Genomic DNA, 23,905 nt, shown 5'->3' on the forward strand with positions numbered 1-23,905 from the left:
TCCATCAATGGGATTTGCAAAGATGAAAACCTATTCCGGAAACGGCGCCAACACGACCATTCGCCAACGACTTGGCCTTCGCCCGATCATCAACGTTTCCGGCACGATGACGGCGCTCGGCGCCTCGATCGTCGTCCCGGAGGCGATCGCCGCGATGTCGGAGATCGCTTCGCAGTGGGTCGAGATGGACGATCTGCAACGCGCCGCAAGCACGGTCGTCGCGCGCCTCACAGGGGGCGAGGCCGGCTTCATCACGGCTTGCTGCGCCAGCGGCATCACCATGGCGATCGCTGGCACGATGACCGGCACCAACCTTCTCGCAATCGAGCGGCTGCCGGATGACACCGAGGGCCTCAAGTCGGAGGTCATCGTCCAACTCGGCCATATCGTTAATTACGGCGCGCCGATCGACCAGTCGATCCGGTTGGCCGGGGCAAAGACAATACCGGCCGGCACGGTCAGCGTGACGCAGGACTATCATGTACGCGAGGCGATCCGCGACCGCACCGCTGCAGGCCTCTATGTCGTTGCGCATCACACGGTGCAATATGGCATGCTCTCGCTCGAGGAATTCTGCGAGATCTGCCACGCCAAGGGCGTCCCGGTGATCGTCGACGCGGCTTCCGAGTACGACCTGCGCGGCTTTCTCGCCCGAGGCGCCGACATCGTCGTCTATAGCGGGCACAAGTTTCTCAGCGGACCGACAAGCGGCATCGTAACCGGGCGCAAGGATCTGGTGCGGGCCGCCTATCTCCAGAATCGTGGCGTTGCGCGGGCGATGAAGGTCGGCAAGGAAAGCATCGCCGGCACCATGGCCGCGCTGGAGGCCTGGGAGCGGCGCGACCATGCCGGCATCCGCAAGCGGGAGGAAGCGGCTTTGCATCTGTGGGAGGACGCATTGCAGAGCCTGCCCGGCATCGCCGCGCATATCATTCCCGACCCGACCGCCAATCCGCTCGACCGCATGCAGGTGTTTGTTACGCCTGAAAGCAGGTTCACCGCTGCCGGCCTTGCTTCGGCGCTGGCGGCAGGCTCGCCTCCTATTATCGTGCGCAACCACGAGGTCGAGCGCGGTCACTTCTTCCTGGACCCATGCAACCTCCACCCCGGCGAGGCGGAGATTGTCGCCGAACGCCTGCGGGCGGTGTTGAGCGCAGCTGAACGCCCTGAGGATGCGATGAAGCAGGCTCGCAAGGACTCCGCCGGCGCCTTGCGCTGGCCTGATTAGGTAACGTTGACGCCACCCGTTCAAATGCTGCGCAGGGGCATCGCATCCTTGCCGTCGATCCCGAATTCCGCTAATGCGCGCCTTTGCCGCCGGGAGCAGAAGCTTGGACGATCAACGCGCCGACGTCGCCATCATCATGGGCAGCCAGTCCGACTGGGCGACGATGCGCCACGCCGCCGAGACGCTGGAGGCATTGGGCATCCCGCACAAGCGGCTGATCGTCTCGGCCCATCGCACCCCCGACCGGCTCTATGACTTTGCCAAGGGCGCCAAGGCGGCTGGTTTTCGGGTGATCATCGCCGGCGCCGGCGGTGCGGCGCACCTGCCCGGCATGACGGCGGCGATGACGCCGCTCCCCGTTTTTGGCGTGCCGGTGGAATCGAAGGCGCTTTCCGGGCAGGACTCGCTGCTCTCCATCGTCCAGATGCCGGCCGGCATTCCGGTCGGCACGCTGGCCATCGGCAAGGCGGGCGCCACCAATGCCGCCCTTCTGGCTGCGGCCGTGCTGGCGCTGACCGACGAAAAGCTCGCTGCCCGGCTCGATGCCTGGCGCGCCGCCCAGACCGCCAAGGTCGCCGCCGAGCCGACGGACGCGCCATGAGCCTGCCCACCGGATCGACCATCGGCATCATTGGCGGCGGCCAGCTCGGCCGCATGCTGGCCATATCAGCGGCCCGCCTCGGCTACCGCACGGTCGTGCTGGAACCGCAGCTGGATTGCCCGGCAGCACAGGTCGCCAACCGGCAGATCGCCGCTGCCTACGACGACACGGCCGCGCTCGCCGAACTGGCAGCAGTCAGCGCCGTCGTCACTTACGAGTTCGAGAACGTTCCGGTCGTGGCCGCCAGCGCGCTTGCCGTCACGGTCCCGGTCTATCCGCCGGCACGCGCACTGGAAGTGGCGCAGGACCGGGTGGCGGAAAAGAAATTCCTCAACGGCATCGGCATTCCCACTGCGGATTTCTGTCCCGTCGACAATGACGACGAATTGACGGCGGCGCTGAAAAAGTTCGACGGCAGCGGCATATTGAAGACGCGACGCATGGGCTACGATGGCAAGGGCCAGCGTGTCTTCCGCAACATGGAAACGGGCGGCTTTGCCGGCACCTGCGAGGCGATGGGCAACGTGCCGTTGATCCTCGAATCCTTCGTCGCCTTCGAACGCGAGATTTCGGTGATCGCGGCGCGCGGCATAGACGGTTCGCTCGCCGCCTACGACCCGGCAGAAAACGTCCACCGCGACGGCATCCTGCATAGCTCGACCTTGCCGGCCAGGATAGGGTCCGAAACCGCCGCCGCAGCCCAGGCGGCAGCAGCAGAGATACTTGCCGCGCTCGACTATGTCGGCGTCATCGGCGTCGAGTTCTTTGTCCTTGCCGACGGCGCACTGCTGGCCAATGAGATCGCGCCGCGCGTTCACAATTCCGGCCACTGGACGGAAGCCGCCTGCATCGTCTCGCAGTTCGAGCAGCATATTCGTGCTGTCGCCGGCCTGCCCTTGGGAAATCCCGGTCGCCATTTCGACTGCGTCATGGAAAACCTGATCGGCGACGACGTCTTGCGCGTCGCAGCCCTGCTCGCCGAGCCCGATCTGATGCTGCATCTCTACGGCAAGGCCGAGGCGCGGCCCGGTCGCAAAATGGGTCATTTTACGCGGATGACCCGTCACCGTTGAGGCTATTGGGCAGCGCCGCTCTATTGCCGTCGATAGAGCGGAAACTCAAAATCCGCCGTACTCGCTTCATCCATTAAGCATGCTGCGGTTGACACGGGTAAGGCTCCTCGTTTATGAGCCTCGCACAAGTTGAGAGGCGCGCTTTCCGAGCGCGCCTTAATAATTCGGCCCAAGCGGGCCCAGACCGACGGGCAAGACCATGAAGATCAAGAATTCGCTCAAGGCGCTCAAGGCGCGTCACCGCGACAACCAGCTGGTTCGCCGCAAGGGCCGCGTGTACATCATCAACAAGACCGCTCCGCGCTACAAGGCGCGCCAGGGCTGAGTCTTTTCGCGTGGAGGCCTGCCTCCACGCTTGCATGATGTAATTGCTGGCCTTCCGGCCCTCTCACGCTAAATTCAGTTTGACGATCCGCTGTCCGGGGTTAGATTCCCGGTCATGCGGATTCGTTTTGCATTCTTCGCGGCGCTTTTTCTTTTCGGTTTCGCCCCGCTTCCGGCTCGAGCGGACGACCCGGTCGCGCCTCCAGTTGCCACGACCAGAGAGGCAAGGCTCGACCAGCTGTTTGTCGACCTGAAGCGCGAGCGCAACGAAAGAGCCGCAGAGCGCATCGCCGCGCGCATCTCGAACGAATGGGTGCAATCCGGCAGCGCCTCGATCGACCTGATGATGCAATGGTCGCAAAAGGCGATCGAGGACAAGAAGTTCGACGTGGCGCTCGACTTCCTCGACCAGGTAGTGACCTTGCAACCGGACTATGCGGAAGGCTGGAACCGGCGCGCTACCGTACATTTCATGATGAATAATTTTGGGAAATCGATGGCGGACATCGACCGCACGCTGCAGCTCGAGCCGCGCCATTTCGGCGCGCTGTCCGGCCTGGCACAGATCATGGCCGTAACCGGCCACAAGGAATCGGCGCTGGAAGCCTGGCAACGCGTGCTTGGCATCTATCCGATGCTGCGCAGCGCCCAGGATCAGGTCGGCACGCTTTCGGAAGAACTTGCCGGCGAGGGGATTTGATACCGGGGGGCCGGTGTCCTTGGATCGCGACGGCCCCAATTTCGACATCGCTGTCGTTCTTGCGTGGTCATAGCCATAACCACCGCGTCGGCACTGCTTGTCGGTGAGCGCGCCGTGTGGTTTCCTGTCCAGATTGGAGAGGTCAGGCTATCATGATTGCAGCTTACATCGATGAATTCATAATGTTTTGCGCCGGTCTATGGATGACGGGCGTCGGCTACGGGTTCCTCCAGATGCCAAACCAACCCCAAACCGGACAACAGACCTGGCTGACACGCCTTCCCAGCCATTTCAAATGGATGGGGCCGCTCCTGCTGATAATCGCGGTCGTGCTCGCCGTCGCCTCACCGTCTTGATTCGGTCGCGGGCCGGCAAGCCGCTGCGCTCATCGAGGCGAGGCTTCAGATTGGTTAGTTGCCCGCGAGCGGCCTAAAGCCTGTCGCGTTCAAGAGACCTGCGCAGCTTCAGAGCAATTCCAGGAAAAGTGCGTAGCGGTTTTCCGTTCGGAATTGCGTAAAAACAAATACTTAGAGCGGGTCAGCGATTCTATCAAAAGCTGAACCGCTCTAGATTTAGCGTCTGGCCTGGGCGTCCGAACCGACATAGGCGATGCGCAGCATGTTGGTGGAACCGGGCGTCCTCAGCGGCACGCCGGCGGTGATGATGACACGGTCGCCCGGCTTGCCGAACCCTTCGTCCAAGGCGATGCGGCAAGCGCGGTCGACCATGTCGTCGAGGTCAATGGCATCGGGCGAGACGACGCAATGCGTGCCCCACAAAAGCGACAGCCGCCGCGCCGTGTTGACGATCGGCGACAGCGCGACGATCGGCACCTGCGGCCGCTCGCGCGCAGCGCGCAACCCGGTCGTGCCCGACGCCGTATAGCTGATGATCGCCGACAGTTTCAGCGTCTCGGCGATTTCGCGGGCGGCAAGCGAGATTGCGTCTGCGCCGGTCGCCTCCGGCTCCGAGCGCTGCGCATTGATGATGCCGGCATAGGTTGGGTCGGTTTCGACCTTGCTAGCGATGCGGTTCATCATCGCAACCGCCTCGACCGGGTAGGCGCCGGCAGCGGATTCGGCAGAGAGCATGATGGCGTCGGCGCCTTCGAACACCGCGATCGAGACGTCAGACACCTCGGCGCGGGTCGGCACCGGCGCGGCGATCATCGATTCCAGCATCTGCGTGGCGATCACCACCGGCTTGCCGGCGCGGCGCGCGGCGCGGGTGATCTGCTTCTGGATGCCGGGCACGGCTTCGAGCGGCATTTCGACGCCGAGATCGCCGCGAGCGACCATCAGCGCATCCGAAAGTTCGATGATCTCGGCCAGCCGGGCGACAGCTTGCGGCTTTTCGATCTTGGCCATGATGAGCGCCCGGCCCCGCGCGATCTTGCGCGCTTCCGCCAGATCCTCCGGCCGCTGCACAAACGACAGCGCCACCCAGTCGACGCCGGTGGCCAGCACCGCATCGAGGTCCCTGCGGTCCTTTTCGGTCAGCGCGCCGACTGGCAGGTCGGTGTCGGGCAGGCTGACGCCCTTCTTGTCGGAGATGCCGGTGCCTGCGACGACCGTGCAGACAATCGCCTTGCCGTCGCTCTTCACCGCCTTCAGTTCGAGCTTGCCGTCATCAATCAAAAGCCGGTGGCCAGCCTCGACCGATCTCAGGATTTCGGGGTGCGGCAGATAGACCCTGGTCGAATTGCCGGGCTCGGGATTGTCGTCGAGCGTGAACGTCTGGCCGAGGGTCAGCGCCTCCTTGCCGTTGGCGAATTTGCCGACCCTAAGCTTGGGCCCCTGCAGGTCGGCAAGGATGCCGATCGGCCGGCCGACCGCTTTCTCGACGGTGCGGATGCGGCCGACAAGTGTGCGCATCAATTCATGATCGGTGTGGCTCATATTGATGCGAAACACGTCGGCGCCGGCTTCGAAGAGCTTCTTCAGCATGTCCTCGGAGGAAGAGGCCGGACCGATGGTGGCGAGTATCTTGACCTTGCGGCTGCGTCTCATTGACTGTTTGTTCCCGGGGCGGCTGGAGCGCCCCCCGTTGCGGGGTCATCGGTCAGCTGGACCATCCAGCTCGCCTGCTCGCCCGTGTCATATTCCTGGAATCCGGCGCGCTGGAAGCCCCGGGCGACGCAATCGGCAACGCCGGCGATCTTGAACTCTTTTTCGGCCACGCACATGTTGATCGGGCCATCCCAGCGTCCGCCGCGCTCGGCGTCTTCTGCATAAAGATAGTAAAACCTTGATGACAGCGGCCCTTCGATCAACGTCTTGCAACTCGATCCCTCGATATGCCACCAGCCTTCGGTGATCCAGCCGGCCTTGGCGCGATAGCCGATGCCAACGCCGACCAGGTTCTGCGTGGCGTTGCAGACACGGAAATCGGCGCGCGCGGGCGAGGCAGCAACCAGCGCGGCGAGCCCCACGGCAAGGGTCAGGAGCGGCATGGCGAACGCGTAGCGCGCGCGCGGCCTGCCGGCGGAACCCATCCTGAAACCCCTGAAGAACGACATTTGCATCTCTCAACGCCCCTTTTCGGAAAAGTCCGGACGCATGTCAACGCGCCCTTTTGCCCAATTCCAATCGATTTAGGAAGGCTCCCGCGCGCGGTCTTCCGCCTTCTGCCAGATTTCTGCAGAAACCGTGGCCAAACGACGGCATTGCGCACGCGTCCTCTTCGTGGGAATGACGATACCACCCTCCCCGGAAGCCAGCGAACAGACCATTTCCCGCCCATGACCCGATCCACAGTTTTCGCGCCTTTCGACATCGTCGAAGGCGACCGCAAGCGAGGCATCGTGCTTCTGGCCGATCACGCCCGTCGCGATCTGCCGGAGGACTACGGCAGCCTCGGCCTGCCGGCGGCGGAATTCGACCGCCATATCGCCTACGACATCGGTGTCGAGACGGTGACGCGCGAACTGGCGGCTTTGCTCGGCGTGCCGGCGGTGCTCGCCAACTTTTCGCGGCTTCTGATCGATCCCAATCGTGGCGAGGACGATCCGACGCTGATCCGCCAACTCTATGACGGAACCGTCATTTCGGGAAATTATCCGCTTACCCCAGAAGAACGCGAAAGGCGGCTCGACCGCTTCTACCGGCCCTATCACGACGCGGTCGGCGCCATGGTCGCCTCGGTGGCGCAGGCTTCCGCAAATGCGCCTTTCATCTTGTCGGTACATTCCTTCACCCCGTTCATGCAGGGATTCGCGCGCCCGTGGCATGTCGGTATTTTGTGGGATCGCGACGACCGGGTGGCGCGACCGCTGATCGACATGCTCGCCGCCGACAAAAGCCTCGTCGTTGGCGACAACGAGCCCTACGACGGCGCATTGCGCGGCGACACCATGTTCAGGCATGCCATCGTCAACGGCTTTGCTCATGCGCTGATAGAGATCCGCCAGGATCTGATCGCCGATCGGAAGAACGCGGCCGCCTGGGCCGAACGGCTGGCGCCGATCGTTGACGCGATCAACCGCCGTCCCGATATACATCAGATCAAACGATTCGGCTCGCGCACCGGGCCGCTGTAAGGAGGCCCGAGGAGGCCAAGAAGACATGACCGAACTCAGCGACGCGCAAAAACGCGATTTCGAAGCCGCCGCTTTCCGACGGCTGGTCGCGCATCTGCGCGAACGCACGGACGTGCAGAACATCGACCTGATGAACCTCGCCGGTTTCTGCCGCAACTGTCTGTCCAACTGGTATCGCGACGCCGCCGAGGCCGAGGGTGTCGACCTCAGCAAAGACCGGTCGCGCGAGATCATCTACGGCATGCCCTATGCCGAATGGCAGGCGCTTAACCAGACCGACGCCTCCGACGCCAAGAAGGCGGAGTTCGAGGCAAGGCGCCCTGGGGATCACTGATTTCCCCCCACTCTGACGAACAGGAGAGGCGTCTCAGCAAATCTCTCCAACATGGGAAAACCCGTCACGAACGGGGCTGGTCCTATTTCGCTTTTTGGTCCAAGCACTTCCCGGAGAGCGGCGCTTGACTGACGATTGAATCGATCTAATTTGCCGCTCGAAGCCATTTTCAGACCGGATTCTACGCGATGGACGCGGAAAAAATCATGCAGACCGCCATTCGTGGACGATGGGCCGTGGCAGCCATCTTCCTCGCCAACGGCTTCCTGACCGGGAGTTGGGCGCCGCAGATCCCGGTGTTTCTGACCCGGCTCGACATCAGCAAATTTACGCTCGGCCTGCTGATCCTTTTGTTCGGCGCCGGCGCGGTCACGGCGATGTCCTGGTGCGGCCACCTGATCTCCAGGCATGGTTCGCGCACCGTGCTGCGCTGGTTTGCGCTCCTCGGCAGCCTTGGCCTGCTGGTTGTGGCGCTTGCCCCCAACGTGCCGCTGGCGGCTATTGCCATGTTCATCTTCGGCGGTTCGATCGGCGGCATGGATGTCGCCATGAACGCCAATGCGGTCACGGTGGAACGGCGATTGTCTCGCGCCATCATGTCGTCCTCGCACGGCTTCTGGAGCCTTGGCGGCTTCGCCGGCGGCGCTCTCGGCGGCATCGCCATCCAGAGCTATGGGCACCTAGCCCATGCGATCGTGGTGACGGCGCTCGCTTTCGCGGTGATTTCAGTGGCAGTTCGCTACCTGATCGCCGAGGACAGGCCGCGCCATGGATCGTCAGCGGTCACCGGGCACCGCAAATTTGCGCTTCCCGGAAACCCGATGGTCTATCTGGTCGGGCTGATGGCGCTGCTGACGATGATCTCCGAGGGCGCGGTGCTCGACTGGGCGGCGCTCTATCTGCAGCAGGAACTCGGCACCGACCTTGCCATAGCGGGCTTGGCCTACGCCGCTTTTTCCGGCGTCATGGCCGTGATGCGCTTCGCTGGCGACGGGGTCCGCAACCGTTTCGGTGCTGTGACGACGCTGCGCGTTTCAGCCATCGTCGCCGCGGCCGGGATGCTGGTGGCCGGGCTGGCTCCCTCGCCCTGGCTCGCCATAGCAGCCTTTGCCTTTTGCGGCTTCGGCATCGCCAATATGGTGCCGATCCTGTTTTCGGCCGGCGGCAACCAGGAGGGCATGTCGTCCGGCACCGGCATGAGCGTCGTCACCACAATGGGCTATTCGGGTATTCTGGTGGCGCCGTCGGCAATCGGCTTCGTCGCCGAGCACTCAAGCTTCGGTCCGATCTTCGTCGCTCTGTCGGGGCTGCTGGTCATCGTATTCTTGATGGCCGGGCTCGCTCACCGCGCCGAATTCGCTCCCGACGCTGCGCCAGCCGAATAGCGTTTCAGCTCCTCGTAGAGGAAATCCGCGACACGACGGATTCGCACGCTTGTGCGCACGTCGCGATGCATGGCCAGCCATACCGGCAGCATCGGCAGTGCGAGGCCCGGCAGCACTGTCTCCACCAGCGGGTCGCGGTCGGCCAGCGGCTCCTGGCCAAAGCCGATGCCGTTTCCCGCCCGCACCGCCTCCCACAGCACGATCTGGTTGTCGGTCCTGAAGCGGAAGGCATTGCGGGTGAGCGGGACGCCGAACTGCGAAAAGCCGCGAATGATCTCGTCGCTGCGGTCGAAGCCGATCAGATCGTGGCCAACGAGATCGCCGGGCTTGAGCGGACGACCGCGCCGGTCGAGATAGGATTTTGCCGCGCAGGCGCGGAGCGGAATGTCGGTCACCTTGCGCGCCACCAATTCGTTCTGCGCCGGCTTGACCATGCGGATGGCAATATCGGCATCGCGGCGCAACAGGTTCTCGACCTGGTTCGACGCAACGATTTCGACCTCGATGCCTGGTTCCTCGGCACCCAGCCGAGCCGTCATGTCGGGCAGGACATAGGCCGCCACCACCTCGCTGGCGGCAATGCGCACCGTGCCCTCGATCCCCTCAGCCGATCCCAGCGCCAATAGCGAAAAGGCGCTCGCCTGCTCGCTCACCGCCCGGCCGCGTTCATAGAGCGTGCTGCCGGCTTCGGTCAGCGCATAGCCGCGGCGCCCGCGCCGGAACAGGGTGACGCCGAGCGCCTGCTCCAGTTCGGCGATGTGGCGGCCAAGCGTCGGTTGGCTTGCAGCCAGCTTGCGCGCGGCAGCGGACAGGCTGCCGGTTTCCGCTACGGTGACGAAACTCTTGATCAGGTTCCAGTCGATATCCATTCAAAATTGAATACCATATCGCCAGATTCAGTCAATTTCCATTCGTTTGCGAGCAGACCATATTGTGAGCGTAACGCAAACACGGAGACGAAAAATGACCAAGATCGCGATTCTGGGTGCCAATGGCCGGCTCGGCCGCGTGGTCGCCAAGGCCTTCATCGACGCCGGCTACGATGTCCGCGCTGTCACTCGCAGCGGCAAGCTACCGGCTGAACTCACCGGCGCCACGGCCGTCGCCGCCGACGGCCTCGATCGCGAAGCGCTGATCCGCGCCACCGAAGGCGTCGACATCATCTTCAACGGCCTCAATCCGATCTACACCGACTGGAGCAAGTGCCTGCCGATGGCCGAGAACGTCATGGCCGCCTGCCGGGCGAACGACGCATTGCACCTCGCTCCAGGCAGCGTCTACAATTACGGCTCGCCGATGCCGGCGGTCATCACCGAAGACACCCCATTTTCCCCGACGACCGAGAAGGGCCGCACCCGCGTCGCCATGGAAGACCTCTTTCGCCGCGAGGCCGAAGCGGGCCGCGTGCGCACCATTCTGCTGCGCGCCGGCGATTTCTTCGGCGGCACCGGCACCGGCTCGTGGTTCGATCTGATTGTGGCCGCCAAGATGGACAAGGGTGTGTATACGGCCCCCGGGCCGGCCAATCTCGTGCATGAATGGGCCTATCTGCCAGACCTGGCCAAGGCTTTCGTCGGATTGACCGAAAACCTCGACAAGCTCGGCTCCTACGAGGCGCTGAATTTTCCGGGCCACGCCGTCACCGATCTGGAGATCAAGGCGGTCGCGGAGCAGGCCCTGGGGCGCACGCTGAAACTGACGTCGATGCCGTGGTGGGTGCTGCGCGCCGGCAGCCCATTCGTGGCGATGTGGCGCGAGCTCGTCTCGATGTCCTACCTCCGCTTCGAGCCACACCAGCTGGCCTCGGCAAGGCTGGAAGGCATCATCGGCACGATCCCGCATACGCCGCTGGATAGGGCGGTGGCAGAAGCTCTCGATGATATCGGTGTCGTCACGGTTGATGGTGTTGCGAAAGCTGCCTGAATGGCCATGCGCAATCAAACACTACAGCGCCGCGGGCCAAGGACGCGCAACGCTGCAGTGTGTATGCGCATCAAACTCCGGTCAGATCCGGCCCATCAGCAGCAACACCAAAAGCACGATCAGGATGACACCGACGATACCGGAGGGACCATAACCCCAGGAACGCGAATGAGGCCATGCCGGCACCGCACCGATCAGGATGAGGATCAGAATGATGACGAGAATGGTGCTGAGCGTCATGAGAAACTCCCCGCTTTGAGGTGTCGCACGACAGGACAATGCAAAAGGCCGCTGGGTTGTTCCCGGCGGCCTTTTTACCTGGCTGATCTGCCTGACGAAGGAATCGGCCTATTCGGCGGCCTTCGGGAAGGCTATCTCCGGCTCCGTACCGAGGTCTGGTTCAGGAGCCTGCGGCGATGAAATGGCTCCCTTGCCGCGCCCGAACAGACGGCTGAACCAGCCGCGCCGTGCGCCGGGCTTGACCTTAGCCCGGGTGAACACCATCAGCATCGACGGCGTCACCACCAGCGTCAGCACTGTGGCGAAGGACAGGCCGAAGACGATCGCCGAGGATAGTGAAATCCACCATTGCGTCGACGGTGCGTTGATCGTCGTCTCGTGATGGAAAATTTCGAGGCCGAGGCCGAAGGCGATCGGCAGCACGCCGAGGATCGCCGACACTGCCGTCAGCACGACCGGGCGGGCACGTTCGCGGCAGGTCTGCAACACCGCTTCAACCTTGTCCCAGCCCTCTTCACGCAGCCGGTCATAGGTGTCGATCAGCACGATGTTGTTGTTCACCACGACGCCGGCCAGCGCGATGACGCCGATGCCCGACATGACGATGCCGAATGTTTCTCCCGTTATCAGGAGTCCCAGGAACACGCCGACCGTTGCCATGACCACGCAGGACAGCACCAGCCAGACGCTGGTGAACTTGTTGAACTGCGCCAGAAGCACGATGAAGATCAGGAAGATCGCGGCGCCGAAGGCTTTGCTGAGGAAGGCGCTGGCCTCTGCGCTGTCCTCGTTCGAGCCGGCGAGCTTCCAGCGTATGCCGCTGCCGAGGTCCATGTCGGCGACAGCCTGGGTGACCTGCTGCTGGACAGCAGCGACCTGTTCGCCGGCGGCGACATTGGCCTGGACGACCACGGTGCGTGCGCCGTCGATGCGGTTGAGGATGCCGACAGTCGGCTCCGGCTTGCGCACGACGAAATTCGAGATCGGCACCGACCCTTGCGAGGTCTGCACCCTGAGGTCGTCGAGTGCCGACAGCGTGCGCCGGTCCTCGGGCAGACGCAGTCTGATGTCGACGGCGTCGTCAGCACCGGCTGGCCGGTATTCACTGAGCTTCAGCCCGTTCGTCACCAGTTGCACCACCGTTCCGACCGAGGTCGGGCTGATGCCGTATTGTGCCGCCTTGGCGCGATCGACCTCGAGCGCCCAGTCGACTGCGGGCGGCGGCAGGCCGTCGGAAATGTCGATGACGCCGGGCACCTTGGCAATGCGGGCGGCGACCGCGCGCGCCTTGTCGTCGAGACCTTTCGGATCGACGGCCGAAAGCCTGATCTGGATCGGCTTGCCGGTGGGCGGGCCGGCCTCGGGCACGCGAACCTCGACGTCGACGCCGGGAATGCCGGCCATGACGCCGCGCAGTTCGTCCAGGATCGCATTCGCCGATTTGCGCTCGCGCCAGTCGACGAATTCGTATTGGATCACCCCGACCACGTCTTCAGGTATGTCCTGGCCGCCGCCTTGCGTCTTGCCGACGCGGGTGTAGACCGACTTCACGCCTGGCCAGCCGAGAAGCCGGTCCTCGGCGATCTTCGTGGCCGCATCCATTTCGGCGAGCGAAAGATTGCCGCGGGCGTGCACATAGAGCAAGCCGTAGTCTGGCTCGACATTCGGGAAGAACTCGACGCCGGCGCCGTATTTCGAATAGGCAAAGCCGACACCGAACAAAAGCGCGACGGTGAGCACAAGTACGGTGACCGGGAAGCGCACCGCCTGCTTGACCACGGCCATGTACCAGCCGTCACGGTTGTCGTCTTCGTCATGGGGCGGCGCCTTGGCGAACAAGGCGCCCAGCGTCGGCGCAAAGACCAGCGCATAGAGCATCGAGGCCGAAAGCGTGACGATCAGCGTGATCGGCATATACTTCATGAAGTCGCCGATGATGCCCGGCCAGAACAGCAGCGGTGAAAAGGCGGCGATGCGCGTCATCGTCGCCGCGATGACCGGGCCGGCCATGCGCTTGGCGGCAAGCTCGAAGGCGTCTCGCTTCGGCATGCCTTCGCTCATGCGGCGCTCGGCGAATTCGGTGACGATGATGGCGTCGTCGACCAGCATGCCCACCGCCAGGATGAGGCTGAACAGCACGATCATGTTGATCGTGTAGCCCATCATGGCCAACAGCAGGATGCCGATCAGGAAGGACGATGGAATGGCGAGGCCAATCAGCACCGAGGCCCGGCCCGACAGCGCGTAGAGAATGACGATGAACACCAGGATCACGGCGATCACGACGTGGTTCTGCAGATCGCCGAGCAACTGGTTGACGAAGACCGACTTGTCCTGCGTGTAGGTGACATGCATGCCTTCCGGCATGGTCTTTATGAAGGCGTCGGAGACTTCCGTGACCTTGGCAATCGTATCGATCAGGTTGGAGCCGATGCGCTTCTTCACCTCGATTGCAATCGCCGGCTTGCCGTCGAGGCGGGTAACCGTCTCGGCATCCTTGAAGGTGGAGCGGATGGTGGCGATGTCCTTGGCCTGCACCACCGCGTTGGGGGTGGCCACGACCGGCAGGTTTGCGACGTCCTCCGGAGTCTCGATAAGCGAGGGAACCTTGACCGCGTATTTGCCTTCGGACCCTTCGATGTTGCCGGCGGCGACAAGACTGTTGGAATTGCCGACGGCGCCGATCAGCTGCTCGAGCTGCAGCCCGTAGGAAGACAGTTTCATCGGATCGATGACGACTTCGACGAGATCATCGCGCGCGCCCTGCAGCGAGCCTTCTAGCACGCCCGGCACTTCCTCGATGCGATCGCGCAATTCGCGCGCGGCGGCGGTCAGCACGCGCTCGGGCACCTCACCCGACAGCGTCACCACCAAGACGGGGAATTCGGAGATGTTGACTTCGGTGACCACAGGCTCCTCGGCTGCCTGAGGCAGGTCGGCCTTGCCGTCCTGGACCTTGCTGCGTGTGTCCTGCAGCGCCGTCGCCAGGTCCGTCTGCGGCTGGAACTCGACCAGCACATAGCCGCCGCCCTGGAAGGCGGCCGAGCGCATTTCCTTGAGGCCCTTGAGGCTTTTCAGCTTGGCTTCCATCGGCCGCAGCAGAAGGCGTTCCGAATCCTCGGGCGAGATGCCCTGATAGATCAGGCTGACATACATCATCGGAATCGGAACGTCGGGTTCCGCTTCCTTCGGCGTCGACTGGTAGGCGACCGCACCCGCAAGGATGAGGAAGATCAGGACTGAAATGGTTAGCCGGGCATTGTTGATCGCAAGTTTGACGATATCCATGATTACTGCGTCCCGGCCGTCGCTTCGCCCAACAGCTTCTGGATGGTCGCCTGGTCGGCCTCGACCGGCTTGATCACTTCGCCTTCAGTCACCAGTTCCTGACCGGCGACGATGACACGCGCATCGGCTGGAATGCCGCCGAGCACCAGGCCGGTTGGCGTGTCGTCGACCAGGTCGATCGGGAAGAACACGACCTTGTCATCCTTATCGACGGCGCGAATGCCGAGATCGCCCTTGTCGCCGAGCGTGACCACCGATCGCGGCAGCATGACGGCGTCGGTCGGTTGCGCGCTCAGTGCGATCTCGGCCGTCATCCCGGCTGGGATGGTGCCTTCGGGATTAGGGATTGCGATCTCGACGCGGAAGGTGCGGGTGGCGGAGGAGGCGTCGCGGCTGATGTAGCGCACGGTCCCTTCGACATTCTGGCCGCTGACCAACCGTACATTCGCCTTGTCACCATTCTTCAGAAAGCCGAGATCACGTTCGCTGACTTCGCCGCGGGCAATTACCGGATCGAGCTTCAGAATGGTCGCCACCTCGCCGCCCTGCATCACCGAGCTGCCGAGTTCCACCGGCACCCGGTCGATGACGCCGTCGAACGGCGCCTTCACCTCGTTACGGTCGAGCTCGGCTTGCGCCGTTTCCAACAGGGCCTGCGCCGAGGTCAAATTCGAGCGGGCGGTGTCGAGCTGCAGCTTGGGCAGATTGCCGGTTTTCATCAGCCGAAGGGCTGCAGCGAGCTCGGCCTGACGCTGCACGACAAGCTGCTTGGCATTGTCGACCGCCGAGATTTTTTCCTCGGCGGCAAGCATCAGCACCAGGTCGCCCGTCTTGACGTGCTGGCCTTGGCTGACCGGCAACTTGTCGATGACGCCGGCAACGCGCGTCGCCAGGACCGCGCGCTTGTCGGCTTCGGTCAGCCCGGAAATCCGAATGGCGCGCGCATAGGTGCGCCGCGGCGGGGTTATGACCGCGACGGTGCGCAAGGCTGCCTTGGGCTGTTCTGCCTCGGTGGGCTTGAGCTTACCCGCGTCCGCCGCCTTTGGCTGCTCGACCTGCCCCGCCTTGGGTTCGTCGTCGGCGGCCGCGCTGCCGACTGACGAGAACTCGCCCGTCACCATCCAGGCAGCGAACCCGACAAGCACAACAATGGCTGCAAGCTTGTGAAACCTGTATTTCGGCATCGTCGTTTTTCCAGTGCGCGGGGTTCGGCCAGACCGTGTCTTCAACTACCGCGTCTTCTAACTCGGGCGCGTCGCCGATATGGGTGCGCGCAAGGCCGTGTTCAATTTGCCGTGATCGGCGAGCTGCGCTTCTACATCAAAGTTGCACCGCAATATAGTCAGAAAAGTTGCGGCAACATTACTTCACCGGGCAGGACGCGCTCGCTGCCACGAGGCGTGCCGGACCAGCGTGGCCGTTCGTCTGCGACATCGCATTCGGCCCAACGCGAATGCGAAGCACCGTGTAAAAGCCGTCCCACTCCGGCAAGTCCTGGGCTGCGCTTGACTGCCATCGGTGCCGTGCCTGGCTTGCTAATGCCATTGGGAAAGGCGCCGTCGAAGCAGCATGGCAGCAGCTGTCAGCATGGTGGAAAACAGTTTCATGCAAAGGTCACCTCCTTTGACAAGGGCAGTGTCCGGATGCGCTTGCCGGTCAGCGCGAAGACGGCGTTGGCGAGTGCCGGTGCCGCCGGCGGCGTGCCGACCTCGCCGACACCGCCCATCTTGTGAAAATTTTCCAGGATAGCGACTTCGAACGCCGGACACTGGGAGATGCGCATGGCATCGTAGTCGTGAAAATTCGACTGTTCGACCATGCCGTCCGCGAAGGTGATTTCCTGACCCATCGCCGCCGACAGGCCGTAGATGGCGGCAGAAATGAGTTGTGCCTCGATGATGCCGGGATCGAGTGCGGTGCCGACATCGGCGGCGATCCACACCTTCTCGATGCGGATGCCGGCAGGCGTGTCGGCGATCTGGACGATCTCGCCGACCCAGCTGCCGAAGGACAGCGAAAACGCCATGCCCTTGGCCTTGCCGGCGGGCAGCGCCTCGCCCCATTTCGCCATCTCGGCGACCTTTTCGACCACCTTCACCGCTGCCGGGTAGGCAGCCATTAGCTTCTTGCGCAGTTCGACCGGGTCGGTTTTCCCGGCGACGGCTATCTCGTCCAGAAACCCTTCATGGAAGAACCCGTTGATTGAACTGCCGACCGATCGCCAGGAGCCGACCGGGATGGAGACGGGCGCAGCGACGCCGGTCACCCGGTAGTTCGGGATCGTATAGGGCTGGTTAAAGGCGCCGTCGACGATGGACTTGTCGGGGCCGAGTGGCGATATCGAGGGAAACAGCCGGCGCAAGGTGCTGGCTATCAGCGATGGCGAGACGATTGTCATGTCGAGGGCGACCGGCATGCCGTCGCCGCCAAGCCGCGCCTGGAACCTGCCGATCGCGGCTGGCCGGTACGCGTCGTGGCGCATGTCCTCCTCGCGCGTCCAGATCACCTTGATCGGCCGGCCTGCCGTTTCTTTCGCCATCAGCGCGGCACAGAGCGCAAAATCCACCTCGACACGTCGGCCAAAGCCGCCGCCCATGAATGTGGTATGCACGCCGACCTTGTCCTGTTCGATGCCGACAGCATTGGCGCAAAGCTGGCGCACCAGGGTCGGCGCCTGGTTGCCGCACCAGATGTCGAGGACACCGTCCTTCAATTGCGCCGTGGCGTTCATCGGCTCCATCGTCGCATGGGCCAGATAGGGCACCGCATAGTCGGCCTCGACTATTCTTTCGCGCGGCGCGTCGGCGAAGGCGGTATTGACATCGCCATCGTCGCGCATCGCCGACCCTTTGGTCCTAAGCGCCTGCTTCAAGGCTTCGGAAATGGCGGCGCTGTCCAACGGATATTCGGGATCCGCCCATTCGGCGTCGATCGCCTCCGCCGCCTTGAACGCCGCCCAGGTGTTTTCGGCGATGATGCCGAAACCGTGGCCGTAATTCGTTTCGATCGGCACGATCTTGATCACGCCAGGCATTTTCTCGGCCTTGGAGAAGTCCGCCTTGACCGGCTTGGCCCAGAAGCGCGGGCTCATCTTCACTGTGCCGTACAGCATGTCCGGCAGCGTCACGTCGATGCCGAAGATCGGTGCCCCGGTGACCTTGGCTCGCATGTCGACGCGTTCTTGCGCTTTGCCGAGCAGTTTCCAGTCGGCTTTGTCCTTGAGCCTGACATCCGCAGGCGGCGGCATCGTCGCAGCGGTCGCGGCGACGGCGCCATAGGTCACCGACTTGCCTGACGCCTTGTGCAGGACCGTGCCATTGGCTGTTTCCAGATCGGTCGCGGCTACGCCGAGCTTTTGCGCGGCCGCAGCAATCAGCATCTGCCGAGCGGCGGCGCCTGCTTGCCGCATCTTGTCGAAACCGTCGCGCGTCGAGGCCGAGCCGCCGGTGCCTTGGAGGGCGAGGAATTTTCCGACGACGCCCATGCCGGCGCGCACTGCTTCCGCGGTCATGCTTTCGTCGAAGAAGGCGAACGGACCACCCTCTTCCAGGATCGCCGCGTTGTAGTAGGCGTAGGCGGCCGGGCCATGCTCGACCTTGACCTGATCGAGACCGACATCGAGCTCTTCGGCAACCATGGCGGCAAGCGTCGTCGAGATACCTTGGCCCATCTCGGCTCTCGGCGCGACGACGGTGATGGTGTTGTCGGCGCCGATCTTCACATAGGGATTGAAGGTCGCTTCACCGGCCGCGAGATCACCTTCCAGCGGATTCGGATAGGGTCTGCGGTAGTAATAATAGCCGACGGCGACGCCGCCCGCGACGGCGGCCGCGCCGATGAGAAACGTGCGGCGGGCGATCTTTCCGATACTGGCCATGGTCAGATCCTCGCCGTCTTGAGCACGACCGCTCGTTTGATCGCCGCGCGGATCTTCGGATAGGTGCCGCAGCGGCAGAGATTGCCGCCCATGGCATTGTCGATATCGGCATCGGTCGGGTCGGCAATCTCGTCGAGCAGCGCCACCGCGCTCATGATCTGGCCGGCCTGGCAGTAGCCGCACTGGGCGACCTGTTCTTCCAGCCAGGCCTGCTGCACCGGATGCAGCTTGCCCTCGATGCCGATGCCTTCGATCGTGGTGACCGCGCCGCTGACCTGACCGACCGGCAGCGAGCAGGAGCGGACGGGCTGACCGTCGATATGCACCGTACAGGCGCCGCAAGCGGCGATGCCGCAGCCGAACTTCGGCCCGGTCTTGCCCATGAGGTCGCGCAGCGCCCACAGCAACGGCATTTCCGGATCGGCGTTGATGTCGAATGCCTGTCCGTCGACAGTGAGGCGCATGGGGATACCCTTCGTTGTCGTCCACAGCCCGAGGCGAATGGCCAACTGGTCATTCGTCCTCATACATCTTGACAAATTTCGTTATTTTGTCAATAGAGGTATGACAGATAGTGTTTGCCAATGATCAAGATCGAAGACATCGCCGACATAGACCCCAAACGCGCCCGTATCCTCGACGGCGCGATGAAGGTGTTTTTGGCCTATGGCTTCGCCCGCACCACCATGGACGACATTGCACGTGCGGCCGACATGTCGCGGCCGGCGCTCTACCTCCAATTCAAGAACAAGACCGACATTTTCCGCGCCATAGCCATGATGCTGCTCGGCCGTTCGATCGAGCAGGCGAAAACGGCGCTTGCCGGCGACGGCGCCTTCGCCGAGCGCATGACGCGGGCCATCGACGGAGCGCTGATCTCGATGATGCGCACCGTCGTCACCTCGCCGCATGGCGCCGAACTCCTCGACATGAAGTCGAGTGTGGCCGATCTGGTCGGATGCTGGCGCGGCGGTCTTGTCGAGCATGTCGCCACGGCAATCGAGAACGAGGCCAGGAAAAACGGCGTCGACCTCACCGGCAGGGGCCTGTCGGCAAGACTGCTGGCCGACATGCTACTTGACGGGCTGGAAGGCATGAAGACGCGCATCAGCGATCCGGACGAGCAACGACAAGCAGCCGCCGCCCTGATCAGGGTGATCGATCTAGCCTTGAAAAAAGGTTGACGTCCCCAAACGCCTCAGACTTGGCGGCGCGCCGCCTCGGGCTTCTTGCGCGCCGCGAGGAACGCCTTCACCCGCCGGCCCGGCGCCGGACCACGCATCGGCTTGAAGCCGTCGTCGAGCTCGCCGGACAGATCGAGCGTCGGCCGCTTGCCGACGGCGTCGTAATTCTCCTCCAGCCAGTCGCTGGCGGCTGTGCGGCCGAGGTCGCGCAGATAGGTCAGGAACGCCCATTCGGCATTGACCTTGGATGATGCCGACAGGTCCTTGAACGCCTCGTCGGCATCGATCCGGTGCATGCGGATGTCCCGGTATTCGCCATGCGGCAGCCGGCCGGCGGCGATCAGCTCCTTGACGAAGGCGATCGAGCGGAATTCGCGCAGCAGTCCGGCGTTGAAGGTGATCTCGTCGATGCGGTTCTGGATTTCGTTGGCGCTCTTCGGCGTCCCCTCGCGCACCACCGGATTGATCTGCACCAACAACACGTCCTCGGTGGCGGCCGTCTTGAAGAATGGAAACAGCGCCGGATTGCCGCCATAGCCGCCATCCCAGTAGGGTACGCCCTTGATCTCGACGGCGCGGAACAATTGCGGCAGGCAGGCCGACGCCATCACCGTGTCGAGATCGATCTCGCCATCGGAAAAGACGCGCAACTGTCCGGTCTCGACATTGGTCGCGGAGATGAACAACTCCATCGACTTGCAGGCGCGCACATTGCCGAAATCGATCTCATGCTCGATCACGTCGCGCAGCGGGTTGAGGCCGAGCGGGTTGGCGACATAGGGCGAAAACACCCGCGACATGGTGTCGAAAAAGAGGTAGCCGGGCGTATTCTCAATCGACCAGTTGCCCCAGGCCACGTCCCACGGCATGCGCTGCACCGGGCTGAAGCGGCCCTTGAGCGCGACCGCGCGCCAGAAATCGTCGAGCTTGCGCCGCGCGCCCTCGACGCCGCCGCGCACGAAGCCGTCGGCCAGCGCCACCGCGTTCATGGCGCCGGCGCTGGTGCCCGACACCGCCGCGATCTCGAGCCGCCCGTCCTCCAGCAGTCGGTCGAGCACGCCCCACGAAAAAGCGCCGTGCGAGCCGCCACCCTGCAGTGCGACATTGATCTTCTTGGGCTCCTCCGCCTTGCCGTTTGTCGTCATGGCGCTGCCCTTTATTTGTCCAGACTTGTTTCGCGCGCCCAAATTCACTGGGCGGTCCAGCCGCCGTCGACCGAGATATGCGTGCCGTTGATCTGCGCTGCGGCACCCGAGCACAGGAACAGCGCGGCAGCGGCGACCTGCTCGACCGTGACGAATTCCTTGGTCGGCTGCTTTTCGAGCATGACCTCGCGGACCACCGTGTCGCGGTCCATTTTGTTGGCCTTCATCTGGTCGGGGATCTGAGCCTCGACCAGCGGCGTCAGCACATAGCCGGGGCAGATGGCGTTGCAGGTGATCTTGTCGCGCGCCAGTTCCAACGCGACTGTCTTGGTCAGCCCCATGATGCCGTGCTTGGCCGCGACATAGGCCGACTTGAACGGCGAGGCGACCAGCCCGTGGGCCGAGGCGATGTTGACGATCCTGCCGCCGCCGGCTTGCCTCATCAGCGGGATGGCGGCAGCGATGGTGTGAAAGGCCGACGACAAATTGATGGCGATGATCGCGTCCCACTTCTCGATCGGAAATTCTTCCACCGGCGCGACATGCTGGATGCCAGCATTGTTGACCAGAATGTCGACCGAACCGAATGTCTCGGCTGCCTTCGCAACCAGCGCCCGGCATTCGGCCGGCTTCGACATGTCCGCCTTGATATAGGCGGCCTTCACCTTGTGATGTTTGGCAATCGCTTCGGTGATGGCCCGGTCGTCGGCCGTGTCGGAAAAGGAATTGACAACGACGTTGCAGCCTTCCGCCGCGAGTGTATGGGCGATGGCCAGGCCGATGCCCGAGGTGGAACCCGTGACGATGGCGGTTTTTCTGCTGGGCAAGGCGAAATCCTTCGGTAGGGTGCTAACGGGAACATATTGCAGTGCAGCATATATGTCTCGTGTGGCGCAAGAACAGCGGCACGGATCGGCGACGACATGAAATTTTCGTCATGAAGATGCTGCCTTAACTCGAAGTTGTGGATGCTGAACGCGAGGAGCTCTGCGGAGCCCACGCCTTCCGCGTCAGCGCACGATCCATTCGGGGCCGCGGCATTGAAGCCGGCCACACTAAATATCGATCCAACCTGATAGAACCGGGGCGAACCCCATCGATCATCTCGACAAACCGGCATCTTTAGCAATATGCAGGTTTGATGATGTGAGCGTCACCAGCACGACTTCGCGCGGATGCCATGGCCAAGATAGCCCTCGAAGACTTCAATGGCCTGGTTCACTCGATCTATCGAGCAAGCACTGAGCCACGAGAATGGGCGATCTTCGTCGAGACGCTATCAAGCCTTCTGGGCGGTACATTCATTAGTCTTCATGCACATGACGCCGCCGAAAAGATTGGTTTGGGGATCTACACATCCACGATCGATCCAGATTTTCTCGACACCTATGGACAGTATTACGCTTCAAAGAATGTCTGGGCTGCGGGACTGGCGGCGAGCGCCGTTGGCAGAGTTGTTCACTCCGAAGAGCTTTGCGATCAGGCCGACCTGATGAAATCCGAGTTTTATAATGACTGTCTGCGGACCCAGAATCTGGTTGCCGCAAGCGGTATCGTGTTTCACCGCTCCCGCGACAAATTGTTTTATCTTGCGGGAAACGTCCGCCAGCAAGAACTAGATCGGGTGCGGCCCCCTTTGCAATCGATGCTTCATATGCTCGCGCCGCATATCGCACGCGCCTGTGAGATGATGCGAAACCTTCCGGCCTACGCGGAAGGTGAAGACTACCGCACCATGATGGAGGTGTCGGGCGATGCCTTCTTTCTAATCGACCAGCATGGGCGGGTCACTCACGCCAATCGTGCGGCGACAACCCTGCAAAGGGAAGCAGGCTTGGCGTCCATTCGCCGCGGCGGGTTTTTACAGTTCCGCGACCCTCAGGCAGAGGCTGCACTACAGGCGGCATTGGGCGTGATCAAAAGGGCAGACTTTTCGCGGCTTCGGGGCGATTTCATCATTCGCCAGGCGATGGGCGCACCATTGCGCGCAATGATTGCGCCCATCGAACGTAGGGCCGCCCTGTCAATCTTCGATCAGGCTTTCGATGACCTGCCCATCGCCAGCCTAGTCGTACGAAACCATCCTCCGCGCCCAGCCTCCACGTCTATATCCCAGGTTTACGGCCTGACACCCGCCGAGTCTGCCCTTGCCCAAGCCGTCGCTGAAGGCATGGCGCCCAGCGACTATGCTGAAGCGCGAGGCGTCAGCATCCATACCGTGCGCACGCAGCTTAAAATGGTTTTCGCGAAGACTGAAACCAGACGGCAGAATGAGCTCGCTGCCTTGATGCTGCGCCTGGCTAAAACAGGCTGAATTTATCCGCATACCTCAAATGCGGTATGACTGCCTCGGACAGCTGTTCTATCAAGGATATGAACACATGCCGGGGGGCAAATCATAATGAATAATTCAAAATCGATTTATGCATCTGTTATCGGAACTGCCTGTCTTTTGGTATCGAGCGGCTGCTCTACTACCGATCAGGAACTGGCAGCGGCTCTGATCACCGGCTTGGCAGGACAATCGAGTTCGAACTATCAACCTTATAGGCCCGCGCCGATACAGGTTTATCGACCTACGCCCGTCAATGATACCCCACTTGCCCCGGGCACTTTCACGCCGCCCCCCACCAAGCGCCCTCCTTCAGGGTCGGGCTCCTCCGGCAGAGGCTGTGTGAACGGATGGGATTCTGAACTTGGCCAGTGCAACGGAGTGCGGTGAACTGCCAAGGCTGCTTGAGAGGCAAAGCTGCGTACAGTGACGACAAAGTCCGCCCGTCCTCGACATTTCCATAAACGGCACCGATTGGTCGCACAAGGGGCAGCTTTGCTCCCGGTTTAAGATGGGCAAAGCATAGATCAAAAAGAAATTGAACTAAAAAGAAAGCAGATGGAATTCTCAAATGAATATTATCCATTTCTTAGTAAATAGACCGATGAAGATTTATTGGCTCACTACTATAGTATCTATGTCGATTATGTCAGTTGGCACCTTTGGTGCTTCAGCGTCCGAATATGGATGCGAATATTTAGAGAAAATAATTCGAGACTACCGTGCAAATTCA

The 23,905-nt window shown here is 62.5% G+C and carries 22 protein-coding genes; 12 read left to right on the top strand and 10 right to left on the bottom strand.

What is annotated here, in order from left to right:
• The first annotated feature begins 22 nt into the window (after positions 1-22).
• From NKH73_RS03305 to NKH73_RS03330, 6 genes are all read left to right on the top strand, one after another.
• Positions 23-1,228 (top strand): aminotransferase class V-fold PLP-dependent enzyme, encoded by a 1,206-nt coding sequence (locus tag NKH73_RS03305; RefSeq protein ID WP_352928021.1) that lies wholly within the window; start codon positions 23-25, stop codon positions 1,226-1,228.
• 103 nt (positions 1,229-1,331) lie between these two features.
• Positions 1,332-1,829, top strand: a complete 498-nt coding sequence (purE, locus tag NKH73_RS03310) for a 5-(carboxyamino)imidazole ribonucleotide mutase (RefSeq protein WP_352928023.1) — start codon at positions 1,332-1,334, stop codon at positions 1,827-1,829.
• On the top strand, positions 1,826-2,902 hold the full coding sequence (locus NKH73_RS03315; RefSeq protein ID WP_352928025.1) for a 5-(carboxyamino)imidazole ribonucleotide synthase: 1,077 nt from the start codon (positions 1,826-1,828) through the stop codon (positions 2,900-2,902). Before purE ends, NKH73_RS03315 begins: the two co-directional genes overlap by 4 nt.
• A gap of 199 nt (positions 2,903-3,101) precedes the next feature.
• Complete coding sequence (ykgO, locus tag NKH73_RS03320; RefSeq protein ID WP_006327841.1) at positions 3,102-3,227, top strand: type B 50S ribosomal protein L36; 126 nt, start codon at positions 3,102-3,104, stop codon at positions 3,225-3,227.
• Positions 3,228-3,341: 114 nt separating this feature from the next.
• On the top strand, positions 3,342-3,926 hold the full coding sequence (locus NKH73_RS03325) for a tetratricopeptide repeat protein (protein ID WP_352928028.1): 585 nt from the start codon (positions 3,342-3,344) through the stop codon (positions 3,924-3,926).
• A 152-nt stretch (positions 3,927-4,078) separates the two neighbouring features.
• Positions 4,079-4,282 (top strand): hypothetical protein, encoded by a 204-nt coding sequence (locus tag NKH73_RS03330; protein ID WP_352928030.1) that lies wholly within the window; start codon positions 4,079-4,081, stop codon positions 4,280-4,282.
• A gap of 216 nt (positions 4,283-4,498) precedes the next feature.
• On the opposite strand, the gene pyk is transcribed toward NKH73_RS03330, so the two are convergent.
• Together pyk and NKH73_RS03340 are read right to left on the bottom strand one after the other, a co-directional pair.
• The gene (pyk, locus tag NKH73_RS03335; protein ID WP_352928033.1) at positions 4,499-5,935 is read right to left on the bottom strand and encodes a pyruvate kinase; all 1,437 of its coding nucleotides are present in this window, start codon (positions 5,933-5,935) and stop codon (positions 4,499-4,501) included.
• On the bottom strand, positions 5,932-6,420 hold the full coding sequence (locus NKH73_RS03340) for a DUF1036 domain-containing protein (protein WP_352928035.1): 489 nt from the start codon (positions 6,418-6,420) through the stop codon (positions 5,932-5,934). Before NKH73_RS03340 ends, pyk begins: the two co-directional genes overlap by 4 nt.
• A 246-nt stretch (positions 6,421-6,666) precedes the next feature.
• Here NKH73_RS03340 and NKH73_RS03345 point away from each other — a divergent pair, with 246 nt between their 5' ends.
• The 3 genes from NKH73_RS03345 to NKH73_RS03355 all read left to right on the top strand — a co-directional run bounded on the left by NKH73_RS03345 (position 6,667) and on the right by NKH73_RS03355 (position 9,183).
• Positions 6,667-7,464 carry an N-formylglutamate amidohydrolase gene (locus NKH73_RS03345; RefSeq protein WP_352928037.1) on the top strand — a complete coding sequence of 266 codons (798 nt, stop codon included), beginning with the start codon at positions 6,667-6,669 and terminating at the stop codon, positions 7,462-7,464.
• A gap of 25 nt (positions 7,465-7,489) precedes the next feature.
• Complete coding sequence (locus tag NKH73_RS03350) at positions 7,490-7,798, top strand: DUF1244 domain-containing protein (protein ID WP_352928040.1); 309 nt, start codon at positions 7,490-7,492, stop codon at positions 7,796-7,798.
• Between the two features lie 188 nt (positions 7,799-7,986).
• Positions 7,987-9,183, top strand: coding sequence for an MFS transporter (locus NKH73_RS03355; protein WP_352928043.1), 1,197 nt, complete (start codon positions 7,987-7,989; stop codon positions 9,181-9,183).
• Here NKH73_RS03355 and NKH73_RS03360 read toward each other — a convergent pair.
• Positions 9,141-10,052 (bottom strand): LysR family transcriptional regulator, encoded by a 912-nt coding sequence (locus NKH73_RS03360; RefSeq protein ID WP_352928046.1) that lies wholly within the window; start codon positions 10,050-10,052, stop codon positions 9,141-9,143. The two genes, NKH73_RS03355 and NKH73_RS03360, sit on opposite strands and share 43 nt — an antisense overlap.
• Positions 10,053-10,146: 94 nt before the next feature.
• Between NKH73_RS03360 and NKH73_RS03365 the strand changes: the two genes are divergently transcribed.
• Complete coding sequence (locus NKH73_RS03365) at positions 10,147-11,106, top strand: NAD-dependent epimerase/dehydratase family protein (protein WP_352928049.1); 960 nt, start codon at positions 10,147-10,149, stop codon at positions 11,104-11,106.
• Between the two features lie 81 nt (positions 11,107-11,187).
• Here the strand turns inward: NKH73_RS03365 and NKH73_RS03370 are convergent, their stop codons facing one another.
• The 5 genes from NKH73_RS03370 to NKH73_RS03390 form a co-directional block, all read right to left on the bottom strand.
• The gene (locus NKH73_RS03370) at positions 11,188-11,346 is read right to left on the bottom strand and encodes a DUF3309 family protein (RefSeq protein ID WP_036267059.1); all 159 of its coding nucleotides are present in this window, start codon (positions 11,344-11,346) and stop codon (positions 11,188-11,190) included.
• 108 nt (positions 11,347-11,454) lie between these two features.
• Positions 11,455-14,634 (bottom strand): efflux RND transporter permease subunit, encoded by a 3,180-nt coding sequence (locus NKH73_RS03375; RefSeq protein ID WP_352928053.1) that lies wholly within the window; start codon positions 14,632-14,634, stop codon positions 11,455-11,457.
• Positions 14,635-14,636: 2 nt separating this feature from the next.
• Positions 14,637-15,818 carry an efflux RND transporter periplasmic adaptor subunit gene (locus NKH73_RS03380; RefSeq protein ID WP_352928056.1) on the bottom strand — a complete coding sequence of 394 codons (1,182 nt, stop codon included), beginning with the start codon at positions 15,816-15,818 and terminating at the stop codon, positions 14,637-14,639.
• Between the two features lie 419 nt (positions 15,819-16,237).
• Positions 16,238-18,511, bottom strand: a complete 2,274-nt coding sequence (locus NKH73_RS03385) for a xanthine dehydrogenase family protein molybdopterin-binding subunit (RefSeq protein ID WP_352928059.1) — start codon at positions 18,509-18,511, stop codon at positions 16,238-16,240.
• A gap of 2 nt (positions 18,512-18,513) precedes the next feature.
• Positions 18,514-18,975, bottom strand: coding sequence for a (2Fe-2S)-binding protein (locus NKH73_RS03390; protein WP_352928062.1), 462 nt, complete (start codon positions 18,973-18,975; stop codon positions 18,514-18,516).
• 120 nt (positions 18,976-19,095) lie between these two features.
• Between NKH73_RS03390 and NKH73_RS03395 the strand changes: the two genes are divergently transcribed.
• Positions 19,096-19,695, top strand: a complete 600-nt coding sequence (locus NKH73_RS03395; protein ID WP_352928065.1) for a TetR/AcrR family transcriptional regulator — start codon at positions 19,096-19,098, stop codon at positions 19,693-19,695.
• A 14-nt stretch (positions 19,696-19,709) separates the two neighbouring features.
• Here the strand turns inward: NKH73_RS03395 and NKH73_RS03400 are convergent, their stop codons facing one another.
• The gene (locus NKH73_RS03400) at positions 19,710-20,840 is read right to left on the bottom strand and encodes a patatin-like phospholipase family protein (protein WP_352928069.1); all 1,131 of its coding nucleotides are present in this window, start codon (positions 20,838-20,840) and stop codon (positions 19,710-19,712) included.
• Positions 20,841-20,884: 44 nt separating this feature from the next.
• Positions 20,885-21,667: a 3-hydroxybutyrate dehydrogenase gene (locus tag NKH73_RS03405; RefSeq protein ID WP_352928072.1), complete on the bottom strand. Its 783-nt coding sequence runs from the start codon at positions 21,665-21,667 to the stop codon at positions 20,885-20,887.
• Positions 21,668-22,020: 353 nt separating this feature from the next.
• On the opposite strand from NKH73_RS03405, the gene NKH73_RS03410 reads away from it, so the two are divergent.
• A complete protein-coding gene (locus NKH73_RS03410; RefSeq protein ID WP_352928075.1) occupies positions 22,021-23,154 on the top strand; it encodes a helix-turn-helix transcriptional regulator in 1,134 nt (377 codons plus the stop codon).
• Positions 23,155-23,905: the final 751 nt, after the last annotated feature.

The organism is Mesorhizobium sp. M0938, from assembly GCF_040319125.1.
Lineage (GTDB): Bacteria > Pseudomonadota > Alphaproteobacteria > Rhizobiales > Rhizobiaceae > Mesorhizobium > Mesorhizobium robiniae.

Coding starts and splice junctions, on each gene's coding strand:
- NKH73_RS03305 (WP_352928021.1), top strand. CDS start 23: ATGAAAACCTATTCCGGAAACGGCGCCAACACGACCATTCGCCAACGA.
- NKH73_RS03315 (WP_352928025.1), top strand. CDS start 1,826: ATGAGCCTGCCCACCGGATCGACCATCGGCATCATTGGCGGCGGCCAG.
- ykgO (WP_006327841.1), top strand. CDS start 3,102: ATGAAGATCAAGAATTCGCTCAAGGCGCTCAAGGCGCGTCACCGCGAC.
- NKH73_RS03325 (WP_352928028.1), top strand. CDS start 3,342: ATGCGGATTCGTTTTGCATTCTTCGCGGCGCTTTTTCTTTTCGGTTTC.
- NKH73_RS03330 (WP_352928030.1), top strand. CDS start 4,079: ATGATTGCAGCTTACATCGATGAATTCATAATGTTTTGCGCCGGTCTA.
- pyk (WP_352928033.1), bottom strand. CDS start 5,935: ATGAGACGCAGCCGCAAGGTCAAGATACTCGCCACCATCGGTCCGGCC.
- NKH73_RS03340 (WP_352928035.1), bottom strand. CDS start 6,420: ATGGGTTCCGCCGGCAGGCCGCGCGCGCGCTACGCGTTCGCCATGCCG.
- NKH73_RS03345 (WP_352928037.1), top strand. CDS start 6,667: ATGACCCGATCCACAGTTTTCGCGCCTTTCGACATCGTCGAAGGCGAC.
- NKH73_RS03350 (WP_352928040.1), top strand. CDS start 7,490: ATGACCGAACTCAGCGACGCGCAAAAACGCGATTTCGAAGCCGCCGCT.
- NKH73_RS03355 (WP_352928043.1), top strand. CDS start 7,987: ATGGACGCGGAAAAAATCATGCAGACCGCCATTCGTGGACGATGGGCC.
- NKH73_RS03360 (WP_352928046.1), bottom strand. CDS start 10,052: ATGGATATCGACTGGAACCTGATCAAGAGTTTCGTCACCGTAGCGGAA.
- NKH73_RS03365 (WP_352928049.1), top strand. CDS start 10,147: ATGACCAAGATCGCGATTCTGGGTGCCAATGGCCGGCTCGGCCGCGTG.
- NKH73_RS03370 (WP_036267059.1), bottom strand. CDS start 11,346: ATGACGCTCAGCACCATTCTCGTCATCATTCTGATCCTCATCCTGATC.
- NKH73_RS03375 (WP_352928053.1), bottom strand. CDS start 14,634: ATGGATATCGTCAAACTTGCGATCAACAATGCCCGGCTAACCATTTCA.
- NKH73_RS03380 (WP_352928056.1), bottom strand. CDS start 15,818: ATGCCGAAATACAGGTTTCACAAGCTTGCAGCCATTGTTGTGCTTGTC.
- NKH73_RS03385 (WP_352928059.1), bottom strand. CDS start 18,511: ATGGCCAGTATCGGAAAGATCGCCCGCCGCACGTTTCTCATCGGCGCG.
- NKH73_RS03390 (WP_352928062.1), bottom strand. CDS start 18,975: ATGCGCCTCACTGTCGACGGACAGGCATTCGACATCAACGCCGATCCG.
- NKH73_RS03395 (WP_352928065.1), top strand. CDS start 19,096: ATGATCAAGATCGAAGACATCGCCGACATAGACCCCAAACGCGCCCGT.
- NKH73_RS03400 (WP_352928069.1), bottom strand. CDS start 20,840: ATGACGACAAACGGCAAGGCGGAGGAGCCCAAGAAGATCAATGTCGCA.
- NKH73_RS03410 (WP_352928075.1), top strand. CDS start 22,021: ATGGCCAAGATAGCCCTCGAAGACTTCAATGGCCTGGTTCACTCGATC.